At 67.2% G+C, this 16,169-nt stretch carries 15 protein-coding genes; 5 read left to right on the top strand and 10 right to left on the bottom strand.

Annotated elements, in window-relative coordinates; translation table 11 throughout:
- Positions 1 to 90 precede the first annotated feature (90 nt).
- The 4 genes from NL1_RS06130 to NL1_RS06115 all read right to left on the bottom strand — a co-directional run bounded on the left by NL1_RS06130 (position 91) and on the right by NL1_RS06115 (position 4,741).
- Positions 91 to 1,347 (bottom strand): hypothetical protein, encoded by a 1,257-nt coding sequence (locus NL1_RS06130; RefSeq protein ID WP_084510336.1) that lies wholly within the window; start codon positions 1,345 to 1,347, stop codon positions 91 to 93.
- 240 nt (positions 1,348 to 1,587) lie between these two features.
- On the bottom strand, positions 1,588 to 2,715 hold the full coding sequence (locus NL1_RS06125) for a phosphotransferase family protein (protein ID WP_067835226.1): 1,128 nt from the start codon (positions 2,713 to 2,715) through the stop codon (positions 1,588 to 1,590).
- Complete coding sequence (locus tag NL1_RS06120; protein WP_067835224.1) at positions 2,712 to 3,485, bottom strand: SDR family oxidoreductase; 774 nt, start codon at positions 3,483 to 3,485, stop codon at positions 2,712 to 2,714. The genes NL1_RS06125 and NL1_RS06120 overlap by 4 nt, the downstream gene beginning before the upstream one ends.
- The gene (locus tag NL1_RS06115) at positions 3,482 to 4,741 is read right to left on the bottom strand and encodes an acyl-CoA dehydrogenase family protein (RefSeq protein WP_067835323.1); all 1,260 of its coding nucleotides are present in this window, start codon (positions 4,739 to 4,741) and stop codon (positions 3,482 to 3,484) included. The genes NL1_RS06120 and NL1_RS06115 overlap by 4 nt, the downstream gene beginning before the upstream one ends.
- On the opposite strand from NL1_RS06115, the gene NL1_RS06110 reads away from it, so the two are divergent.
- The 3 genes from NL1_RS06110 to NL1_RS06100 all read left to right on the top strand — a co-directional run bounded on the left by NL1_RS06110 (position 4,740) and on the right by NL1_RS06100 (position 7,995).
- Complete coding sequence (locus tag NL1_RS06110) at positions 4,740 to 5,849, top strand: AraC family transcriptional regulator (RefSeq protein WP_307622018.1); 1,110 nt, start codon at positions 4,740 to 4,742, stop codon at positions 5,847 to 5,849. The two genes, NL1_RS06115 and NL1_RS06110, sit on opposite strands and share 2 nt — an antisense overlap.
- Before the next feature lie 161 nt (positions 5,850 to 6,010).
- Complete coding sequence (locus NL1_RS06105) at positions 6,011 to 6,889, top strand: TIGR03619 family F420-dependent LLM class oxidoreductase (RefSeq protein ID WP_067835319.1); 879 nt, start codon at positions 6,011 to 6,013, stop codon at positions 6,887 to 6,889.
- Between the two features lie 140 nt (positions 6,890 to 7,029).
- Positions 7,030 to 7,995 (top strand): SDR family NAD(P)-dependent oxidoreductase, encoded by a 966-nt coding sequence (locus NL1_RS06100; protein WP_067835222.1) that lies wholly within the window; start codon positions 7,030 to 7,032, stop codon positions 7,993 to 7,995.
- A gap of 97 nt (positions 7,996 to 8,092) precedes the next feature.
- On the opposite strand, the gene NL1_RS06095 is transcribed toward NL1_RS06100, so the two are convergent.
- The 3 genes from NL1_RS06095 to NL1_RS06085 all read right to left on the bottom strand — a co-directional run bounded on the left by NL1_RS06095 (position 8,093) and on the right by NL1_RS06085 (position 10,482).
- Positions 8,093 to 8,974, bottom strand: a complete 882-nt coding sequence (locus NL1_RS06095; RefSeq protein WP_067835220.1) for an alpha/beta fold hydrolase — start codon at positions 8,972 to 8,974, stop codon at positions 8,093 to 8,095.
- Positions 8,975 to 9,076: 102 nt separating this feature from the next.
- Positions 9,077 to 9,523 carry a PaaI family thioesterase gene (locus NL1_RS06090; RefSeq protein WP_067835218.1) on the bottom strand — a complete coding sequence of 149 codons (447 nt, stop codon included), beginning with the start codon at positions 9,521 to 9,523 and terminating at the stop codon, positions 9,077 to 9,079.
- A gap of 77 nt (positions 9,524 to 9,600) precedes the next feature.
- Positions 9,601 to 10,482: an alpha/beta fold hydrolase gene (locus NL1_RS06085; RefSeq protein WP_067835216.1), complete on the bottom strand. Its 882-nt coding sequence runs from the start codon at positions 10,480 to 10,482 to the stop codon at positions 9,601 to 9,603.
- Positions 10,483 to 10,670: 188 nt separating this feature from the next.
- Between NL1_RS06085 and NL1_RS06080 the strand changes: the two genes are divergently transcribed.
- Both NL1_RS06080 and NL1_RS06075 read left to right on the top strand, forming a co-directional pair.
- Positions 10,671 to 11,306: a TetR/AcrR family transcriptional regulator gene (locus NL1_RS06080; RefSeq protein WP_084510335.1), complete on the top strand. Its 636-nt coding sequence runs from the start codon at positions 10,671 to 10,673 to the stop codon at positions 11,304 to 11,306.
- An 81-nt stretch (positions 11,307 to 11,387) separates the two neighbouring features.
- Positions 11,388 to 11,765 carry a gamma-glutamylcyclotransferase family protein gene (locus NL1_RS06075; protein ID WP_067835214.1) on the top strand — a complete coding sequence of 126 codons (378 nt, stop codon included), beginning with the start codon at positions 11,388 to 11,390 and terminating at the stop codon, positions 11,763 to 11,765.
- Positions 11,766 to 12,150: 385 nt separating this feature from the next.
- Here NL1_RS06075 and NL1_RS06070 read toward each other — a convergent pair whose 3' ends face one another.
- The 3 genes from NL1_RS06070 to NL1_RS06060 form a co-directional block, all read right to left on the bottom strand.
- Positions 12,151 to 12,939, bottom strand: a complete 789-nt coding sequence (locus NL1_RS06070; RefSeq protein ID WP_067835212.1) for a DUF8020 domain-containing protein — start codon at positions 12,937 to 12,939, stop codon at positions 12,151 to 12,153.
- A complete protein-coding gene (locus NL1_RS06065) occupies positions 12,936 to 13,658 on the bottom strand; it encodes a DUF8020 domain-containing protein (protein WP_067835210.1) in 723 nt (240 codons plus the stop codon). The genes NL1_RS06070 and NL1_RS06065 overlap by 4 nt, the downstream gene beginning before the upstream one ends.
- 81 nt (positions 13,659 to 13,739) lie before the next feature.
- Positions 13,740 to 16,091 (bottom strand): arylsulfatase, encoded by a 2,352-nt coding sequence (locus tag NL1_RS06060; RefSeq protein ID WP_067835208.1) that lies wholly within the window; start codon positions 16,089 to 16,091, stop codon positions 13,740 to 13,742.
- Positions 16,092 to 16,169 lie beyond the last annotated feature (78 nt).

Genomic DNA, 16,169 nt, shown 5'->3' with positions numbered 1-16,169 from the left:
CCCATCGTCGAACAATGTCGATCGTATGGACGCGGACCACGTCATCTCCTTAACGGAGACATAAAGCGCCCGAGGCAATCCCGTCGTTGCCTAGGGTCGGATGAGCAGGCCGCGCAGTGCGGCGACCGGCAGGGCCGAATGCGGAGTGAACGGCTGTCGCCACAGCCCGCCGTGGGCGGCGTCGTGACTGAACAGCGCCTCCGGATGGGCGGCGCGGGAGGGCGTGAGATCCGAGAGGTCCGCGACGAGTTTGGCCGCCATCAGCGCCGAGGCGGTCTCGGGGTGGAAGATCTCGACGCCGTAGTGGTGAGCGGCGCGGAAGACCGCGGCCAGCGTCTTGTTCTTCGTGACCGAATGCGTCCATGCCGAGGGCGCGACGTTGGCGGAGACGGTGATGCCGTCGGCGGCGGCCACCACGGCCCGCCAGCGTTGAACACGTTTGGCCAGTGCGTAATTGGGGCCCTGGACGTCGACGAGGGTGTTGATCACGGCCCATTCGGCGCCTGCCTCGTCGCGGCTGCTGGTATCGAACCCGCGCCGGAAGAGCTTGCCGCCGCTGATCGTTCGCAGCGCGCGACGCGGGAGTGTGTTCCAGTGTGGATCGACCCACCGCGCGCGGGCCTGCCGGACCGCGTCGGCGGGCACGAGGAACGAATCGGTCGGGGTGGCGAGATAGGCGAGGGCGGCATCGTCGCGCGCCCGGCACACTTCCTCCGCGATCAGGTCGGCTGCCGCCGTGAGTTCCACGTGCGTGCCGCCGTCGGCGTAGAAATGGGCCGCCATGACGGGGCCGGGCATATCGGCAAGCATGGAGCGCAACCAGGCCACGGTTTCGGGCAGCTCGTGGTCGATACTCAGACCGCTGTCCTGCCGGGTCCGCAGCCGGGGGACGACGGCTCGGCCCGAGCCTTCGCGGACCAGTTGCTCGATGCGGGCTTGGACCGACGGCACGGGCACGTCGATCGTGACGACGTCCGCGCCCCACCGGGCGAGATGCGCCAGCGGCCCCATCGCGGCGGCCGCGCCGAGCAGGACGACGGTCCGGCCGGGCAGGCTCAACGCGGCCGGTTCGCCGATGACGGCGGCGATCGCCTCCGCGAAGTCGGGTTCGACCACACCCGCCTCGACCCAGCGGCACAGCTGGTCGAGCAGGGCCGTTCCGGCGAGCAGCTGTCCTCGATAAGGGACCTGCAGCCTTTTGACGGCGTTGCTTCGTCCGAGGATGGTGGTCGTCTCGACCTGCCTGGCAGACGGCAGGGCGTCCGCGTCCAGCGGTAGGTCCTCCTGTGGTGTCGCGAGCCGCATGCGGGTTCGCAATGCGGTGAGACCGTCCCTGGCGATCGTCAACGCAGCCGAGCCGGAGTGCGCGGTGAGCTCGGTGGCGGCGGCGAAGGTGATCGACGTAGTCCTTCCGCCAGTTCGCGGTGGATGCCACGGCCTGCGCGAGTTCCGGCGCGACGCCGCGCACGGCGTCGGCGAGCACCGCGCGGCCCGTGGCGCTGGTGCTGCGCCGGCCGTCGTGCAGCGGGAAGGCCACGCGAGCCCGGTCCACGGCGGGACTGTGCGAGTCGCGCTGTTCCGATATCGTCATCGCGCGCTCCCGGCGGTGTCGCGCAGGCGCCGCTTCTCGGCTCGCCGAATGATCCTGCGGCAGCGCCATTCCAGGGCGATCACGGCGATGCCGAACCAGCGGAACGCCGGATTGGTGGTCTGGCCGTGGTAGTAGCGGTGATAGATCTGCTGGCATATCCCGGCCAGCCGGAACAATCCGAAGACCTCGTAGAAGGACCACTGGTCCTCGGTGAGCTCGATACCGGTGCGCTCGCAGTAGTAGGCCACCACCTCGGCGCGGCTCATCATTCCGTGCACGTGGGTCGGCTGCCTGCGGAACCGCCGGAACAGGGGCCCGTCGTCGTCCTGCACCCAATAGGCCAGCGCGCCACCGAGATCCATCAGCGGATCTCCGACGGTGGCCATCTCCCAATCCAGTAGCGCGATCGGGACGGTCGGGTCGGCGGGATCGAAAACGATGTTGTCGAAACGGAAGTCGTTGTGAATGAGCACCGCGCCACGGTCGGCGGGCTGGTTCTCCGCCAACCACGCCATGACGCGTTCGAACGAGCCGACATTGCGGGTCCGGGCCGCGCGATATCTCGCGGACCAGCCTGCGACTTGCCTGCCGACGTAACCCGCCCCCTTGCCCAGGTCCGCCAGCCCGGCCTGCTCGATGTCGACGCGATGCAGGTCGACGAGCAGATCGATGACCCGACGGCACAGCGCGGCCACCGACGCCGGATCGCGTGGCGTCTGCCGGGGCAACTCCTTGCGCGGGATGGGGCCCGCCACTCGCTCCATCACGTAGAACGGGCCGCCCAGCACCGCGGGATCCGCGCAGAGCGCCACCGTCGCGGGCGCCAACGGGAACACGGGATGCAGCGCGGACTGGATGCGGTACTCGCGGGCCATGTCGTGCGCGCCCTCGGCCTTCGTTCCCGCCGGTGGCCGTCGCAGAATCAGTTCGGCGCCACCGGGATAGCGCAGCAGATAGGTGAGATTCGAAGCGCCGCCGGAGAACTGCTCGACTTCAGGACGGCCCGCCAGCCGTGCGCTCCAACCGGGGCCTGCGTTCTCCCGCAGCCACCGGGCCAGCGCGGGCACGTCGAAGGCGTCCTCGTCCCGGACCGCGCGGGTCTCGACGGAAGGGATCGGGGTCACGTCAATTTCCTCACCATCGAGAGCGGGAGAATCTTCAACGCGGCCCCGATCGGAACCCACGGCCACGCGGGCACATACGCCTTGGTGCGGCGCTTCTCGATGGCGGCGACCATGGCGCGGACTCCGGTGGAGGTGTCCACCAGGAACGGGGTCCGTTCGCGCACATGGGCATTCATCTCCGAGGCGATGTAGCCGGGATATACGACCGACACGTCGATGCCCGTCGGTCCTTCGGCACGGATCCCTTCGGCGATGGCGGCGACGCCGGCTTTGCTCGCCGCGTACGTCGTCATGGCACGCCGCATGCCACGCAGCGCCGACATCGATGAGATCAAGACCAGGTGGCCGCGCTCTCGGCGCCGAAAGATCTCCATCGCGGCGTCGCATTGGGCAAGGACGCCGACGAAATTCGTTTGCGCCGTGCGATTGTTGGCGGCCCAGCCTCCGGTACCGAGCGCGGCTCCCGAGCCGCTGCCCGCGTTGGCGACGAGCCGATCGATGCCGCCCAGACGCCGATCGAGGTCGGCGATCACCGCGTGCACCGCGTCTCCGTCGGTGACGTCCAGCTCGGCGAGTTCGACGACCCGGTGCGGGTATCGGGCGTGGATCTCGGCGCGAACGTCTTCGAGGCGGTCGAGTCGCCGGGCCGCCAAGCCGAGGTCGTAGCCGAGCGCGGCGAACTGCCGGGCCATTTCCGCGCCGAGTCCGGAACTGGCGCCGGTGATCACGATGCTCCCGCGCCGCTGCGCGGGTCGATTCGACACGGTCATCGGGCGGCCCCGTACTTGCCGAGCTCGAGCCGGGCGACCATGCCGCGGTGCACCTCGTCGGGGCCGTCGGCCAGCCGGACCGCGCGCGCCGCGGTCCAGGCAGCCGCCAACGGGAAGTCGTTGCTCAAACCACCGCCACCGTGGATCTGCATGGCGAAGTCGATGACCTGCTGCGCCATGTTCGGCACCGCGACCTTGATCTGCGAGATCTCCGACAGGGCGTGCAGTGCGCCGCCCTGGTCGAGCTTCCACGCGGCGTGCAGAACGAGCAGGCGCAGGGAGTCGATCGCGATGCGGGCGTCGGCGATCCGCTCCCGGTTGCCGCCCAGGTTGGCCACCGGCTTGCCGAACGCGGTGCGGCTCAGGCCGCGGCGGCAGGCGAGTTCGAGCGCGTGCTCGGCCAGACCGATCAGGCGCATGCAGTGGTGCACGCGACCGGGTCCGAGCCTGCCCTGCGCGATCTCGAAAGCCCGTCCGGGACCGGCGATGATGTTCTCGACGGGAACGCGGACATCGGTGAAGCCGACCTCGCCGTGCCCGTACGGCTCGTCCTGGAAGCCCATCGTGTCGAGCATCCGTTCCACCCGGACGCCGGGGGTTTCCCGAGGGACCAGCACCATCGAATGCCTGCGGTGACGCTCGGCGTCCGGATCGGTCACTCCCATCACGATCAGGACCCGGCAATCGGGGTGCCCCACACCCGTCGACCACCACTTGCGGCCGTTGAGCACCACGTCGTCACCGTCGACGACCGCGGTGAGTTCCATGTTCGTGGCATCCGAGGACGCCACGCCGGGCTCGGTCATGCAGAACGCGCTCCGGATGTCACCGGCCAACAGCGGATCGAGCCATTCCCGCTGCTGTTGCGGCGAGCCGTATTTCAGCAAGACCTCGGCGTTGCCGGTATCGGGGGCATGGCAGTTGAACACGTACGGAGCCATGAACGAGCGACCCATCGCCTCCGCCACCGGCGCGTAATCGACGTTGCTCAGACCCGCGCCACCGCGGGTGCCGTAACGCTGGGCGTAGGGGCCCTCGTGACCGGCCGGAAGGAAGAGGTTCCACAGCCCTTCGGCGCGTGCCCGGTTCCGCAACTCGGCCAGCACCGGCAGCGGCTGCCACGGATCGCCGCCCTGGGCGCGCAGTCGGGCCACCTGCCGGTGGTAGTCGTGCTCGATCGGAGTGACGTGCTCATGGAGGAAGGCGCGGACCGCCTCGGTGAGCTCGGCAGCCCGCGGTGACGGAGAAAAGTCCATGACCACGACCGTAGGAAGCCGCTGCGGTGCGGAGTTGACCGATCACGCCAACAAATTGACTTATCGCGCCGCCGCGCTGAACACTGGGCCCATGGCATGGGTGCGGTCGGCCGGTCTGCGCGGTGTGCGAGCGGTCGTAGAACAGTTGGGCGGCGACGCGGATGCGCTGGCCCGTCGCGCCAACGCACCGGATGGAGCGTTGGACGACGACGAACTGATGGTCCGCGACAGCACAATCGCCACCATCCTCGAATCCGCCGCTCGCGAACTGCACTGCCCCGACTTCGGGCTGCGGGTGGCCCTCGAACAGGACCTCAGCATGCTCGGGCCGCTGGCCGTCGCACTACAGAACGCGCCGACCGCCGCCGATGCCCTCGAATACACCGCCAAGTACCTCTTCGTGCACGCGCGCAGCCTCAGCGTGCGCCTGGTGCCCGACCCACGCGGATCACGGGCCGTGGTCGGTGTGCGCTACGGCTACCCCGACGGTGTGCAGGCGCCACCGCAAAGCATCGACATGGGTCTGCTGTTCCTGCACCGCGCACTGATCTATCTGTTCGACGGCAACTACGGGTTGCGCACCGTCGAGATCCCCCATCGACCCGTGGCCCCTCGGCGACGTTACGAGGAACTGTTCGGCACGCAGGTGCATTGGCAGCAGCCCGCCGCGGTGCTGCGCGTACCCAAGGACCTCCCGCAACGCACCATCGAAGGCGGAGACCGGACGACCCGCCTCTTGGCGCTGTCCTACCTGGATTCCCAAACCCCCGCCGCCGGGTCCGCCATCGCGGGCCGCGTCAAGGCCGCGCTCCAGCAGTCGCTGGGTACCGGACCCACGACGATCGCAGCCGTCGCCGACCTGTTGGCGATATCCCCCCGCAGCCTGCAACGTCATCTCGCGGCCGAGGGGAAATCGTTCGCGACCGTCCTCGACGACGTCCGCCGCGAGCGAGCCTCGACCCTGCTGACCGAGTCGAATCTCCCACTCGCGCAGATCGCTTCGACCATCGGACTCCAGAACCCCGCGACCCTCAGCCGATACGCCCGCCGCTGGTGGGGAACGACGGCGCGGAATGTCCGGCGGGAAACCACCGGGACAACACCGTAGCCACGACCACAGCGAACCTCATTGGCGCACAGGGACTCCGGCGGACAGGCTGGATCGGTCCTCTCGATCAGGCATTGGCGTCACGGTGTCGCTCAGTCAAGTATTGAACTCATTAGTTCGATATATTGAACGTATTGGTTCCAACCTTTAGCTTGGGGTTCATGCTTGGATTCGCGCTACCGCAGTTCGGTGCATCGGCCTACGACGACATCGCCCACTACGCCTCGACCGCAGAGCAATTGGGCGCGGGCAGCCTGTGGGTCGGCGACCGGTTGCTCGCCCCGGTGCGCCCGACCACGGGTTACGCGGGCACGGACAGCATCCCGCAGGAGTTCCGCACCTCCCTGGATCCGCTCGTCGCGCTGACCGTCGCCGCGACGGTGACCAGCTCGGTGCGGCTGGGCAGCAACGTCCTCGTCGCCCCGTGGTATCCGCCCGTCCAGCTGGCCAGGCAGCTGACCAGCATCGACGTGGTCAGCGGTGGCCGGCTGGTACCCGGGTTCGGGATCGGTTGGTCGCCCGAGGAGTTCGAGGCGGCCGGAGCGCCGTTTCGCCACCGCGGCGCCCAGCTCGACGAGCTGCTCGACATCCTGGACGCGCTGTGGACGACGAATCCGGTCGAGCATCGGGGGCGGCGCTGGTCGATCCCGCCGTCGTGGGTCGATCTGAAGCCGGTGCAGCGACCGCGTCCACCGATCTACCTGGGGGCGTTCCACACCGCTGGCCTGACGCGGATCGGCGAACGAGCCGACGGCTGGTTGCCGGTGGTGCGGGTGCCCGGCCGCGTGCACAATATCGAGGCGCTCGAGGGGCAGCGTGCGATCATCGACGCCGCCGCCCGGTCGGCGGGCCGCAATCCGGCGGATATCCACACCTACGTCCGCGTCAACGTCGAGGCGGACGGCGAGATCGAGCAAGTCCTCGAAACGGTGCAGGCACTGAACGACATCGGCTACCCGGACGCCTTCGTCGACCTGATGTTCGCGGTATCCGGAATCGACGCCCATCTGGAGTGGGTGGAGCGACTGCTGGCGCGGTGAGATCCAGTCGTTCGTGAACGTAGCCGAATTCCGGACATGCGTCGATCCACGCCGGCCGGGCTGAGCGGGTACTCCGAATTGGTACTGCATGTCAGTGGCGTGTGAGGGCGGTGCAAGAGCCCGTTGCAAAGGTCGATGACATGACGTGGCACAGCGGCCGGCAGGCCGGGGGGAAAACAATTCTGGTTACCGGCGCCAACGCGGGCATCGGGTATTTCGCCGCCGAGCAACTCGCGGCCAACGGTGCCACCGTGGTGCTGGGCTGCCGCGACACCGCCAAGGGCGACCTCGCGGTACGCGCGATCCGGGCACGGGTTCCCGGCGCTCGACTGCGATGCGTGCGCTTGGATCTGGCGGATCTGCCCTCCCTGCCTGCGACAGTGGACGCCCTCGGTGCGGAGAGCCTGAACGCGGTCGTGCTCAATGCCGGGGTCCTGCTGTCGGGTCCCGATCGCAGGGTGAGTGCTCAGGGGCACGAATTGATGTTCGCGACAAACCATCTCGGGCACTTCGCGCTGGTCGCCCATCTGGCGCCGATACTGGCCGCCACCGCGAACAGTCGGGTGATCACGGTCGGCAGCTTCGCCGCGCGGTCGGAGCGGCTGGATCTCACCGATCTGCAATCGGAGCACGACTATCGGCCCAAGCGCAGCTACGGGCGATCGAAACTGGCCCAGATGCTGTTCGGTTTCGAACTGGATCGCCGTCTGCGCACACACGCTGCAGGCACCGCCAGCATTGTCGTCCATCCCGGCGGCGCCCTGGACTCACTGACCCTGTCGCGACCACCGGTGTTCGTCCGCACCACCGCCCAGCGCCTGCGTAGGCTACCCGCAAGCGTTGTGTTGCACGGCAAACACGCAGCGGCCGAAGCCATTGCCCGAGCCGTTCTGGACACCGAAATCACCGGCGGACAACTGTGGGGCCCAAGGTTTTTCGGTCTCCGCGGACAACCACACAGGGAAGCACCCCACACGCATATGACCGACCTCGACACCGCCGCAGGACTGTGGGCCGCTAGTACGGCACTCACAGGCGTCGACCCGCTCGTGCGTCCGACCATGATGCGCCCTGCTTCGACTCCACAATGCCCTGAATCGTCATGACAGGGGCGTTGGAATGCCACAGAGCGCGTTCGGCCTCCTCGACCGCCGGCATCAGGCAGGCCAACGCGTCGGCCCCGCGAGTTGAGCGTTCCGCCGCTCAGGCTCGGACTTCGTCGTGGTTGCCGACGAACTCCAGCAACCGAGGAATCACCTTATCCGGAATCGCCCACAGCAGTTCGTGTCCGACGCCTGGATAAACGTCGACCTCGGCGGCCGGAACGAACTGCCGGAGGCGGCGCACTCCGATCTCGGGATCATTGACGACCGTGGCGCCACCGAAGAGCACCAGCAGCGGCGCGGTGATGGCGGCCAGCTGCTCGTCGGTGAGCGGCCGCGACCACGGCAGCGCCAGCCGAAACTTGAACCCCGCCTGAACCATTGCCCATTCCCTGTCGCTCAGCACGACACCGGGCGTCAACCACCGGGTGAGCTTCTGCATACGTTCGCGGGTGGGCCGCACACCGGCCACCAGGAATTTCAGGAGCAGACTCCAGCGCGGCTTGGCGAAGGTGGCCCCGCCCGGTTCCAGCATGGACAGACTCGCCAGACGCTCCGAGTGATACACCCCGACCAGGCCGGCAAGCCATGCGCCGTCGGAATATCCGGCCAGATGGACTCGCTCCGCACCGAGGCCGTCGACGACCTCGACCAGCCACTGGACGATATCGGCGCTGTCGCGCACCGGCGCGGTCTGCTCGCAGCGCCCCGGCCAACCGAGCACATCCGGCGTGTACACGACACGGTCGCGCGCCAGCTCCTCGACGAACGGAGTCCAGAACAGCCCGTTGCCCGGCATACCCGGCAGCAGCACGAGCGGCGCGCCCTCCCCCTCCCCTGACTTACGCACTCGCGTTGTGCCGAAGGATGTTTCGACGTCGATCTCCGCCGAAGGCACGGGCCAGTCGGCCGCCAGATCATCGTAGGCGCGCAGGTAGACAGCCCTGGCTTCGTCGCTGGTGAACCGCCCGATCTTCGGCATGATCTCCCCTTCGATTTTGATGGTGCAAACATATCACATAGTTGATATGCACGTACCATCAACGTCTCGAAACAGCAGCTCATCGCACCGGCGAGCGATGCCTCAGGGCTTGTTCAGGTCGATGTTGCGCATGGTCACCAGCGCTGTCGCGCACAGACGCTCCGCCTCGCCGCTCACCGCGAAGACATCGGCCGCCGCGACCGTGGTGGTCGCACCCGCCTTGACCACTCGTCCACGCGCAATCACCTTGTCCCCCTTCGCCGGAGCGAGGATCTTCACCGTGTAGTCGACCGTCATGTTGACCCAGCCGATCGGCAGCATGGTGCCCGCCGCCGACCCGCCGGCGAAGTCGGCGAGCATGCCGAGGACACCACCCTGAAAGAAGCCGTTGTGTTGCGTGAGCTCCGGGCGGTATGGCTGGACGATCTCGGCCTCGCCCGGCGCCAACGCACCGAAATCGAAGCCGAGAAACTGGGCGGCAGGCATACTCAGCACCGCCGCTTGCACGATCGAGGCGAAATCAGGATTCGGTGCGATCGGTGTCGTCATGGGAATTCCTCTCTGGTGTTCGCACCTCGGCGGCGCGGCGGCATGGGATCGGTTGCGTTTCGTTGCCGGAGAACAGCTCAGGCTGTGCCGCGCTCGGTGCGACTCAGGAAGCCGAGGATTGATTGGGCTGTGGCGTCGGGTGCTTCGATGTGGGGCCAGTGCCCAACGCCGTGCAGCGCGACGACCTGCGGGTTCGGCACCAGTTCTCGATACCGCGCAGCCATGTGTGCACCCGAATTCGGGTCGGCCATCCCATTGACGAAGGTCATCGGGACCACGTTGTCGATGAGCGGCCGGACGAGCCGGTCACGCAACCGACGGCGCTCTTCGACGAATCTGCCGACGATGTGCGAGACGTAGCGACCGCCGTTGTGCCGCAGCAGATCCAGCAGTGGTTCCAGGTCGGCTTTCGTCGGTTTCGCATCCGGTCCGAACAATCCGGCGACCGCGTCTCCGATCGCCGACCGCGGCAGCAGCGGGCCTATCAGATGTCCGGCCGGGGACGACAGGATCTTCTGAATCGGCCGCGGGCGGTAGGCCTCCGCGAAAAGTCCGCCATTGAGAAAGACCGCGGCATCTATCGAAGGCAACGTCGGGTCGTCACAGCGTCGGGCCAGCATCTCCTGGACAACGGAAACACCCAGGTCGTGACCGACGACAGCGCAGCGGTCGACGCCGAGATATCGCAGCAGGGCCTCGTGCATGTCGGCGTGCATCAGCAGGCCGTAGCGGGACCGAATCGGTTTGTCGGAGAACCCCATACCGAGCATGTCGGGGGCGATGACATCGAAATTCGCGGTCAATCCGTCCCATATGCGGTGCCATTCGTACGACCCGAACGGATAACCGTGTACGAGCAGGACAGTCGGGCCACCGCCCTGCCGCCGATAGAAGATGCGATGCCCATCGAACTCGAAGAACTCACCGGCGTCGCGCCACGCCCACACCGCCCCGTTCATGCCGATCCCCGCACGGCCAGTGGAAGATTCCGCGGTGTCGTCTGTATATCGCGGCGGATCAGCCGCCACACCATGTCCGGCGTGACCGACTCTTCGACGAGAGGGGCGAGTTGCATCAGGACTCCCTTCCTTTGCACCATCACCCTAGCGCTTGTAGACCGGTTGGTACAGAGCTAAAATAATTCTCCATGAGTGGCAGTACAGATCCATCGGTCAGCGCCAGTACCGATCGGTACAGTCTTGCCGCACTGCCGACCCGCGAGCGGCTCGTGGCCGCGGCGGCCGACCTGCTGCAGGTGCGGGGCTACGCAGGCACCGGCGTCGCGGAGATCCTGGCGCTCAGTGGCGTCACCAAAGGGTCGCTGTATTTCCACTTCCCAGGCGGCAAGGAAGAGCTCGCGGCAGCGGCGTTGCGACTGCGCGGCAAGGAGATTGGCAGGTTGATCGAACACCTGATGTCGTCGGCGCCCGACGCCGCAACCGCCGTCTGCGCCTTCGCCGTCGCGCTCGCGACACGACTCGAGGACTCGGAATTCCAGCGCGGCTGCGCACTAGCCACCGCGGTACTCGACGCCGGTCCCGACACCACGACAGTCCGAGACGCAGTCCGAACCGGCTACGACCGCTGGCAGGAATTGCTCGCCGATCGCATCGCCGCCGACGGAGTGGTCGACGACCCGGAAACAGAAGCGACCCTCGTCCTCTCCGCACTCGAAGGCGCCCTGATCCTCGCACGAGCCCAACACGATCCAGCGCCGGTGCTACAAGTGGCGAAAAGAATCACCGGTCAGTGGCGCGAACGAACACGGCAGGACCAGCACTGACCCGCGCCGACCTCGAGGCTGTGCGCGACTGAGAGGCGCCTCATACGAATGGGCGCACCTGTTGTGGTTGGCTGATCTGCTATGTCCACACATCTGTTGTTCTCCTACGGCACCCTGCGCCAACCCGAGGTGCAGCGCAGCGTTTTCGGGCGCGAACTCGACGGCCGCGAGGACCAGATCACCGGATACGAACTCGGTGAGATCACCATCACCGATCCGGCGGTGATCGCGGCGAGCGGCAGCGCCGTGCATCCGGTGCTGCGCCCCGCGGGACACGAAACTGGTATTCCTGGAACGGTTTTCACTGTCGATGAGAACGATCTAGAAGCCGCTGACGAGTACGAAGTCGCCGACTACACCAGGATCCTGGTGCCCCTGCGTTCCGGCGCGCAGGCGTGGGTGTACGTCCTGGCAGGCTCGGACACCGGGATCGCTGCCGCGGAGGCGTCCAATACATAAGGCTCCGGTCTCCTAGCAGCAAGGACCGTGCTACCTCATACGAGGAATCCTGTGACCACATTGACGACCTGATACAACGGTCGCGCCCCCGCATCCTGAGCAGGGCTTGTGTGAGTTGCCCACTTCCGCAAGCAAACCCAGCTCAACCACCCCTTGGCCGCCGACGAGACCGAGATACCGATCTCGCCCCGTCCACCTCAATACCACCTGACGGCACGAAACATGCCCACACCGTGACGAATTCGCCGGTCCGCTCCACGACCCACGCCGCGACCTGCGAACGCGAGGTGAACCCCAGTTCGGCCAAGAGGTGATGCTGCGGTCGACCATTCACCGGCATCGGCCCCGGCGATGGTTCGCCGGGGCCGAGGTTGTTCCGCTGTCGTCAGCGTGCCGAACCGGAGGACGACCCGCTGCGCATGCCGCTCGCCGACCCGCTCGGTAGCCGCAGGTTGGCGTCGGGGATGACGCCATTCGGTGTGTCCACCCCGTCGCGGTCGGCGTAAGGACTCTGCCCGGGCGGTGACTGAATTGTCGAGAGGTACTTCCACAGACCGTCGGCCAGCGCGACGCCGCCGCCGACCAGCGTGCCTGCCACCCCGCCCCCGGCGGCGAAAGCCATCGCGGCCGCTGGGATGGTGGCGATGCAGGCGGGCCCGACGACGAGGCACGATGCGGCGCCGATCGCCGCGCCGACCACAGCGCCGACCACGGTCCCCACCACTGTTCCGAGCAGTGGGCCGCGGGTGAGCGAGTTGGACAGTTCGGTCAGTGCCCGCTGTTCCTCCAACGGTGACGCGACGGTTCGTGGCGCAAGCTCGACCTGGCTCACATCGGGTCTCAACGTCAGGGTGCGCCCGTCGTCGGAGATCGACTCCGCAAGGGGATGAACCGCACCGTCGAACGAATAGGCCATCGGCAGCGACTCCAGCACGCGACCGGCGGGGTCGCGCAGTTCGACCTGGTGACGACTCTCTGCGACAGCGAAGTGGGCGTTGTCGACCGTGGTCATCACAGTGTCGCCCACGACCTCGACGCGGTAGTGCACCGAGGGCGGCTCCGGCGCCTCGGCGAGTGCGGACGGTGCGGCGATCCCCGAAGCGACGACGGCCGTCAGGACACCCAGCCAACACGCGCGCTGCGAGACCTGGTGCCCCTCGTTTCGCGCGGTCACTGCGTGGCTCCCGGTGTGGCAGAGGGGGATTCCGGACGAGCTTGCAGGTCCGGTGCGTACTTGCTGGTTCCGGGCGGAGCGTTGAGTGTGGTGAGGTACTGGTACACCGCGATTCCCGCCGTCGGACCGCCGCCGAGGACGAGGCCCGCCATCCCGCCGACGCCTCCGGCGAGGGCAACGATGGGCAGGACGGCAACAACACATCCCAGGCTCAGCACCACACAGGACGCGCCCGCGAGCGCGACGCCGACGCCCACGCCGAGAACCGCTCCGACGGCCGTGCCGATCAGGCTCCCCACCGACGTGCCGATGCTGACGGCATTGATGAGGTCGTTCATCGCGAGCTGGTTCTCGACCGGTGACGCCACGGGCTTCAATTCCTCGCGGCGAATCGCGGCGACGTCCGGCGTCAGCGTGAGAGTGCGACCGTCGGACGCGATCTGGTGCCGGACCGGTAGCGTTTGATTGTCGATTCGGACCCGCAACGGCAGCGAGTCCAGGGCGCGTCCCGCAGTGTCGAAGACCGAGACCGCGCTGCCATCGTCAGACAGCGCGAAGGTCCCGTTCTCGAGGACGGTGACCACCGATTGGTCGGTTGCCAGTTGTGCCCGGTACGACACCGCGGGGATGTCGGCAGGCGCGGCCGTCGCGGTCGCTCCTGTCAGCGCGATGCCGACGACCGTCGAGGCGGCCCCGAGGGCTGACCATCGAATTCTCATTACTTGTTTCCTCACCTTGTATCGAAGGAGTTCCACGAAGGCGGGCTCCGCGGCGGTCACCACCGCGCCGCCCGCTGCCTACTACTGCCGGGCCATGGCCGCGCGCATTTCGCTTGCGGCATCGCTGATCGGTGTGCCGGAGACGTCGACGGTCACGCTGTGCAAGGTGCCGGTGAATCGGAACGGCGCGCTGTACTCGGACGTCACCACCGACCCGGGGTTGGCCCCGCAGCGCAGGCCGCCCGGATTGAAGATGATCGGTGTGGTGACCGGGAAATCGGCCTGGCCGACAAGGCGGCCGTCGAGGTACAACAACGCACGACCGGGCGCGCCTTTACCTTGCGTGAAGTCAGGGAGTCCGGTGGGCTGGAACTCGAATCCGAGCCTGTGGCGCCCCGCCGGAATCACTTCCTCGGAGGACACGGTGAGCCAGGATCGGCGCACATAGTTGTGCGTGTAGTGCAGTCGGCCGTGCTGCAGATAGAACGACCAACCACCGGTGTAGCCGCCCTCGCACAGCAGCACTCCCTCCGCCCCGTCGGCGGAGATGGTCACGTCGGCGGTGATGCTGTGCGGCCGGTTGAACAGCCGGGGTGCGACCGCTGCGGGCAGCATCTGGGTGCCGGGCCGGAGGGTGTAGCTGGTGCGGTTCTCGGTGAGCTGAGGTCGCTCGTCGAGCAGTCGCGCCATCGCTCTGCCGTCGATGGGAAGGACCTGGTACTTGCCTGCCTCGACGTACCACAGCCGGATCAGCTCGGCGAGCTTGTCGGGGTGCTGGGCGGCCACATCGTGGTTCTCGGCGAAGTCCTCGGCCACGTGGTACAGCTCCCAGTCCGCGGCATCCAGCTCGGCGAGGGCCTCGGCCGTGATCGGAGTGCCGAACGGTCGCTCGGACTCGGCGAAAGACGGACCGGGCCAAGGACATACCGCTCGCCAGCCGTCGTGATCGATCGCGCGGTGGCCGAGCATCTCGAAGTACTGGGTGTGGCGGAGGGTCGGCGCGGCGGAATCGTCGAGGGTGTGGGCGAAACTGACGCCGTGCAGCGGGGTTTGGTCCACACCATTGATCGTCTCCGGCGGCTCGATGTCGAGCAGTTCGAGCACGGTGGGCACGATGTCGATCAAATGCGCGTACTGGGTGCGCACCTCGCCGCGAGAGGCGATGCCGCGCGGCCAGTGGATCAGGAACGGGTCGCTGGTGCCGCCGCGGTAGGTCTCACGCTTCCACCGCCGGAACGGGGTATTGCCTGCCCAGGTCCAACCCCAAGGATAGTGGTTGAAGGTGTCGGGGCCGCCGAGTTCGTCGATGTCCCTGAGGCTTTCCTCGAGTGATTCCTGCGCGTTGTTGAAGAACTGCAGCTCGTTGGTCGTGCCGGTGACACCGCCCTCCGAGCTGGCGCCGTTGTCGGAAACCACGGCGACGATGGTGTTGTCGAATTCGCCGATCTCCTTCAGGAAGTCCAGCACGCGGCCGATGTGGTGGTCGGTGTGGGTGAGGAACCCGGCGTACACCTCCATCATTCGGGCTGCCAGCCGGCGCGCGTCGGGACTCAGTGAGTTCCACTCCGGCACATCGGGATCCCGTTCGGACAGCTCGGCATCGGCGGGGATGACGCCCATTTGCTTCTGCCGGTCGAACACCATTTCCCGATAGGCCTCCCAGCCCTCGTCGAATCGGCCCTTGTAGCGGTCGGCCCACTCTCTTGGCACGTGGTGTGGAGCATGTGCGGCGGCAGGACAGAAGTAGAGGAAGAACGGCTTGTCCGGTGCGGCCTGTTTGGCGTCGGCGACGAACTGGATTGCCTTGTCCGCCAAGTCTTCGCTCAGGTGGTAGCCCTCTTCGGGGGTGCGTTCCGGCTCGACCTGGTGATTGTCGTGGACCAGATCCGGGTACCACTGACTGGTGTCGCCGCCGAGGAAGCCGTAGAAGCGTTCGAAGCCGCGTCCCAGCGGCCAGCGATTGTAGGGGCCCGCGGCAGATTCTTGGTCGGCGGGGGTCAGGTGCCACTTGCCGACCGCGTACGTGTTGTAACCGCGTGCCAGCAGCATCTCCGAGAGAAACCCGTTGGAGAACGGGATGTTCCCGTCGTACCCGGGGTAGCCGGTGGAGAACTCGGTGACCGCCGCCATCCCGTTGGCGTGGTGATTGCGTCCGGTGATGATGCACGAGCGCGACGGTGAGCACAGCGCGGTGGTGTGCATGTTGCTGTAGAGCAAGCCATCGGCGGCCAGCGCATCGAGGTGGGGCGTGGCGATCGGGCTGCCGTAACACCCCAATTGCCCGTAGCCGACGTCGTCGAACACGATCATCAGCACATTCGGTGCGCCCGCGGCGGCACGGACCGGCTTCGGCCAAGCGGGACTCGATTGGTCGATGGTGCGTCCGATCTCTCCCGGAAAGGCGGTGCCAGGGGTGTACTCGTTCAATGCCATTCATTGCTCCTCTGGTCAGCGCTGACGAAAACGCTGTCGATATGGGTTCTTTGCGCGATGAGCGCGTCAGCCGGCCGG

It is taken from the genome of Nocardia lijiangensis NBRC 108240 (genome assembly GCF_001613045.1).
GTDB lineage: Bacteria > Actinomycetota > Actinomycetes > Mycobacteriales > Mycobacteriaceae > Nocardia > Nocardia lijiangensis.
The sequence above is the reverse complement of the archived record's forward strand: the minus strand, read 5'-3'. Positions and strand labels throughout refer to the sequence as shown.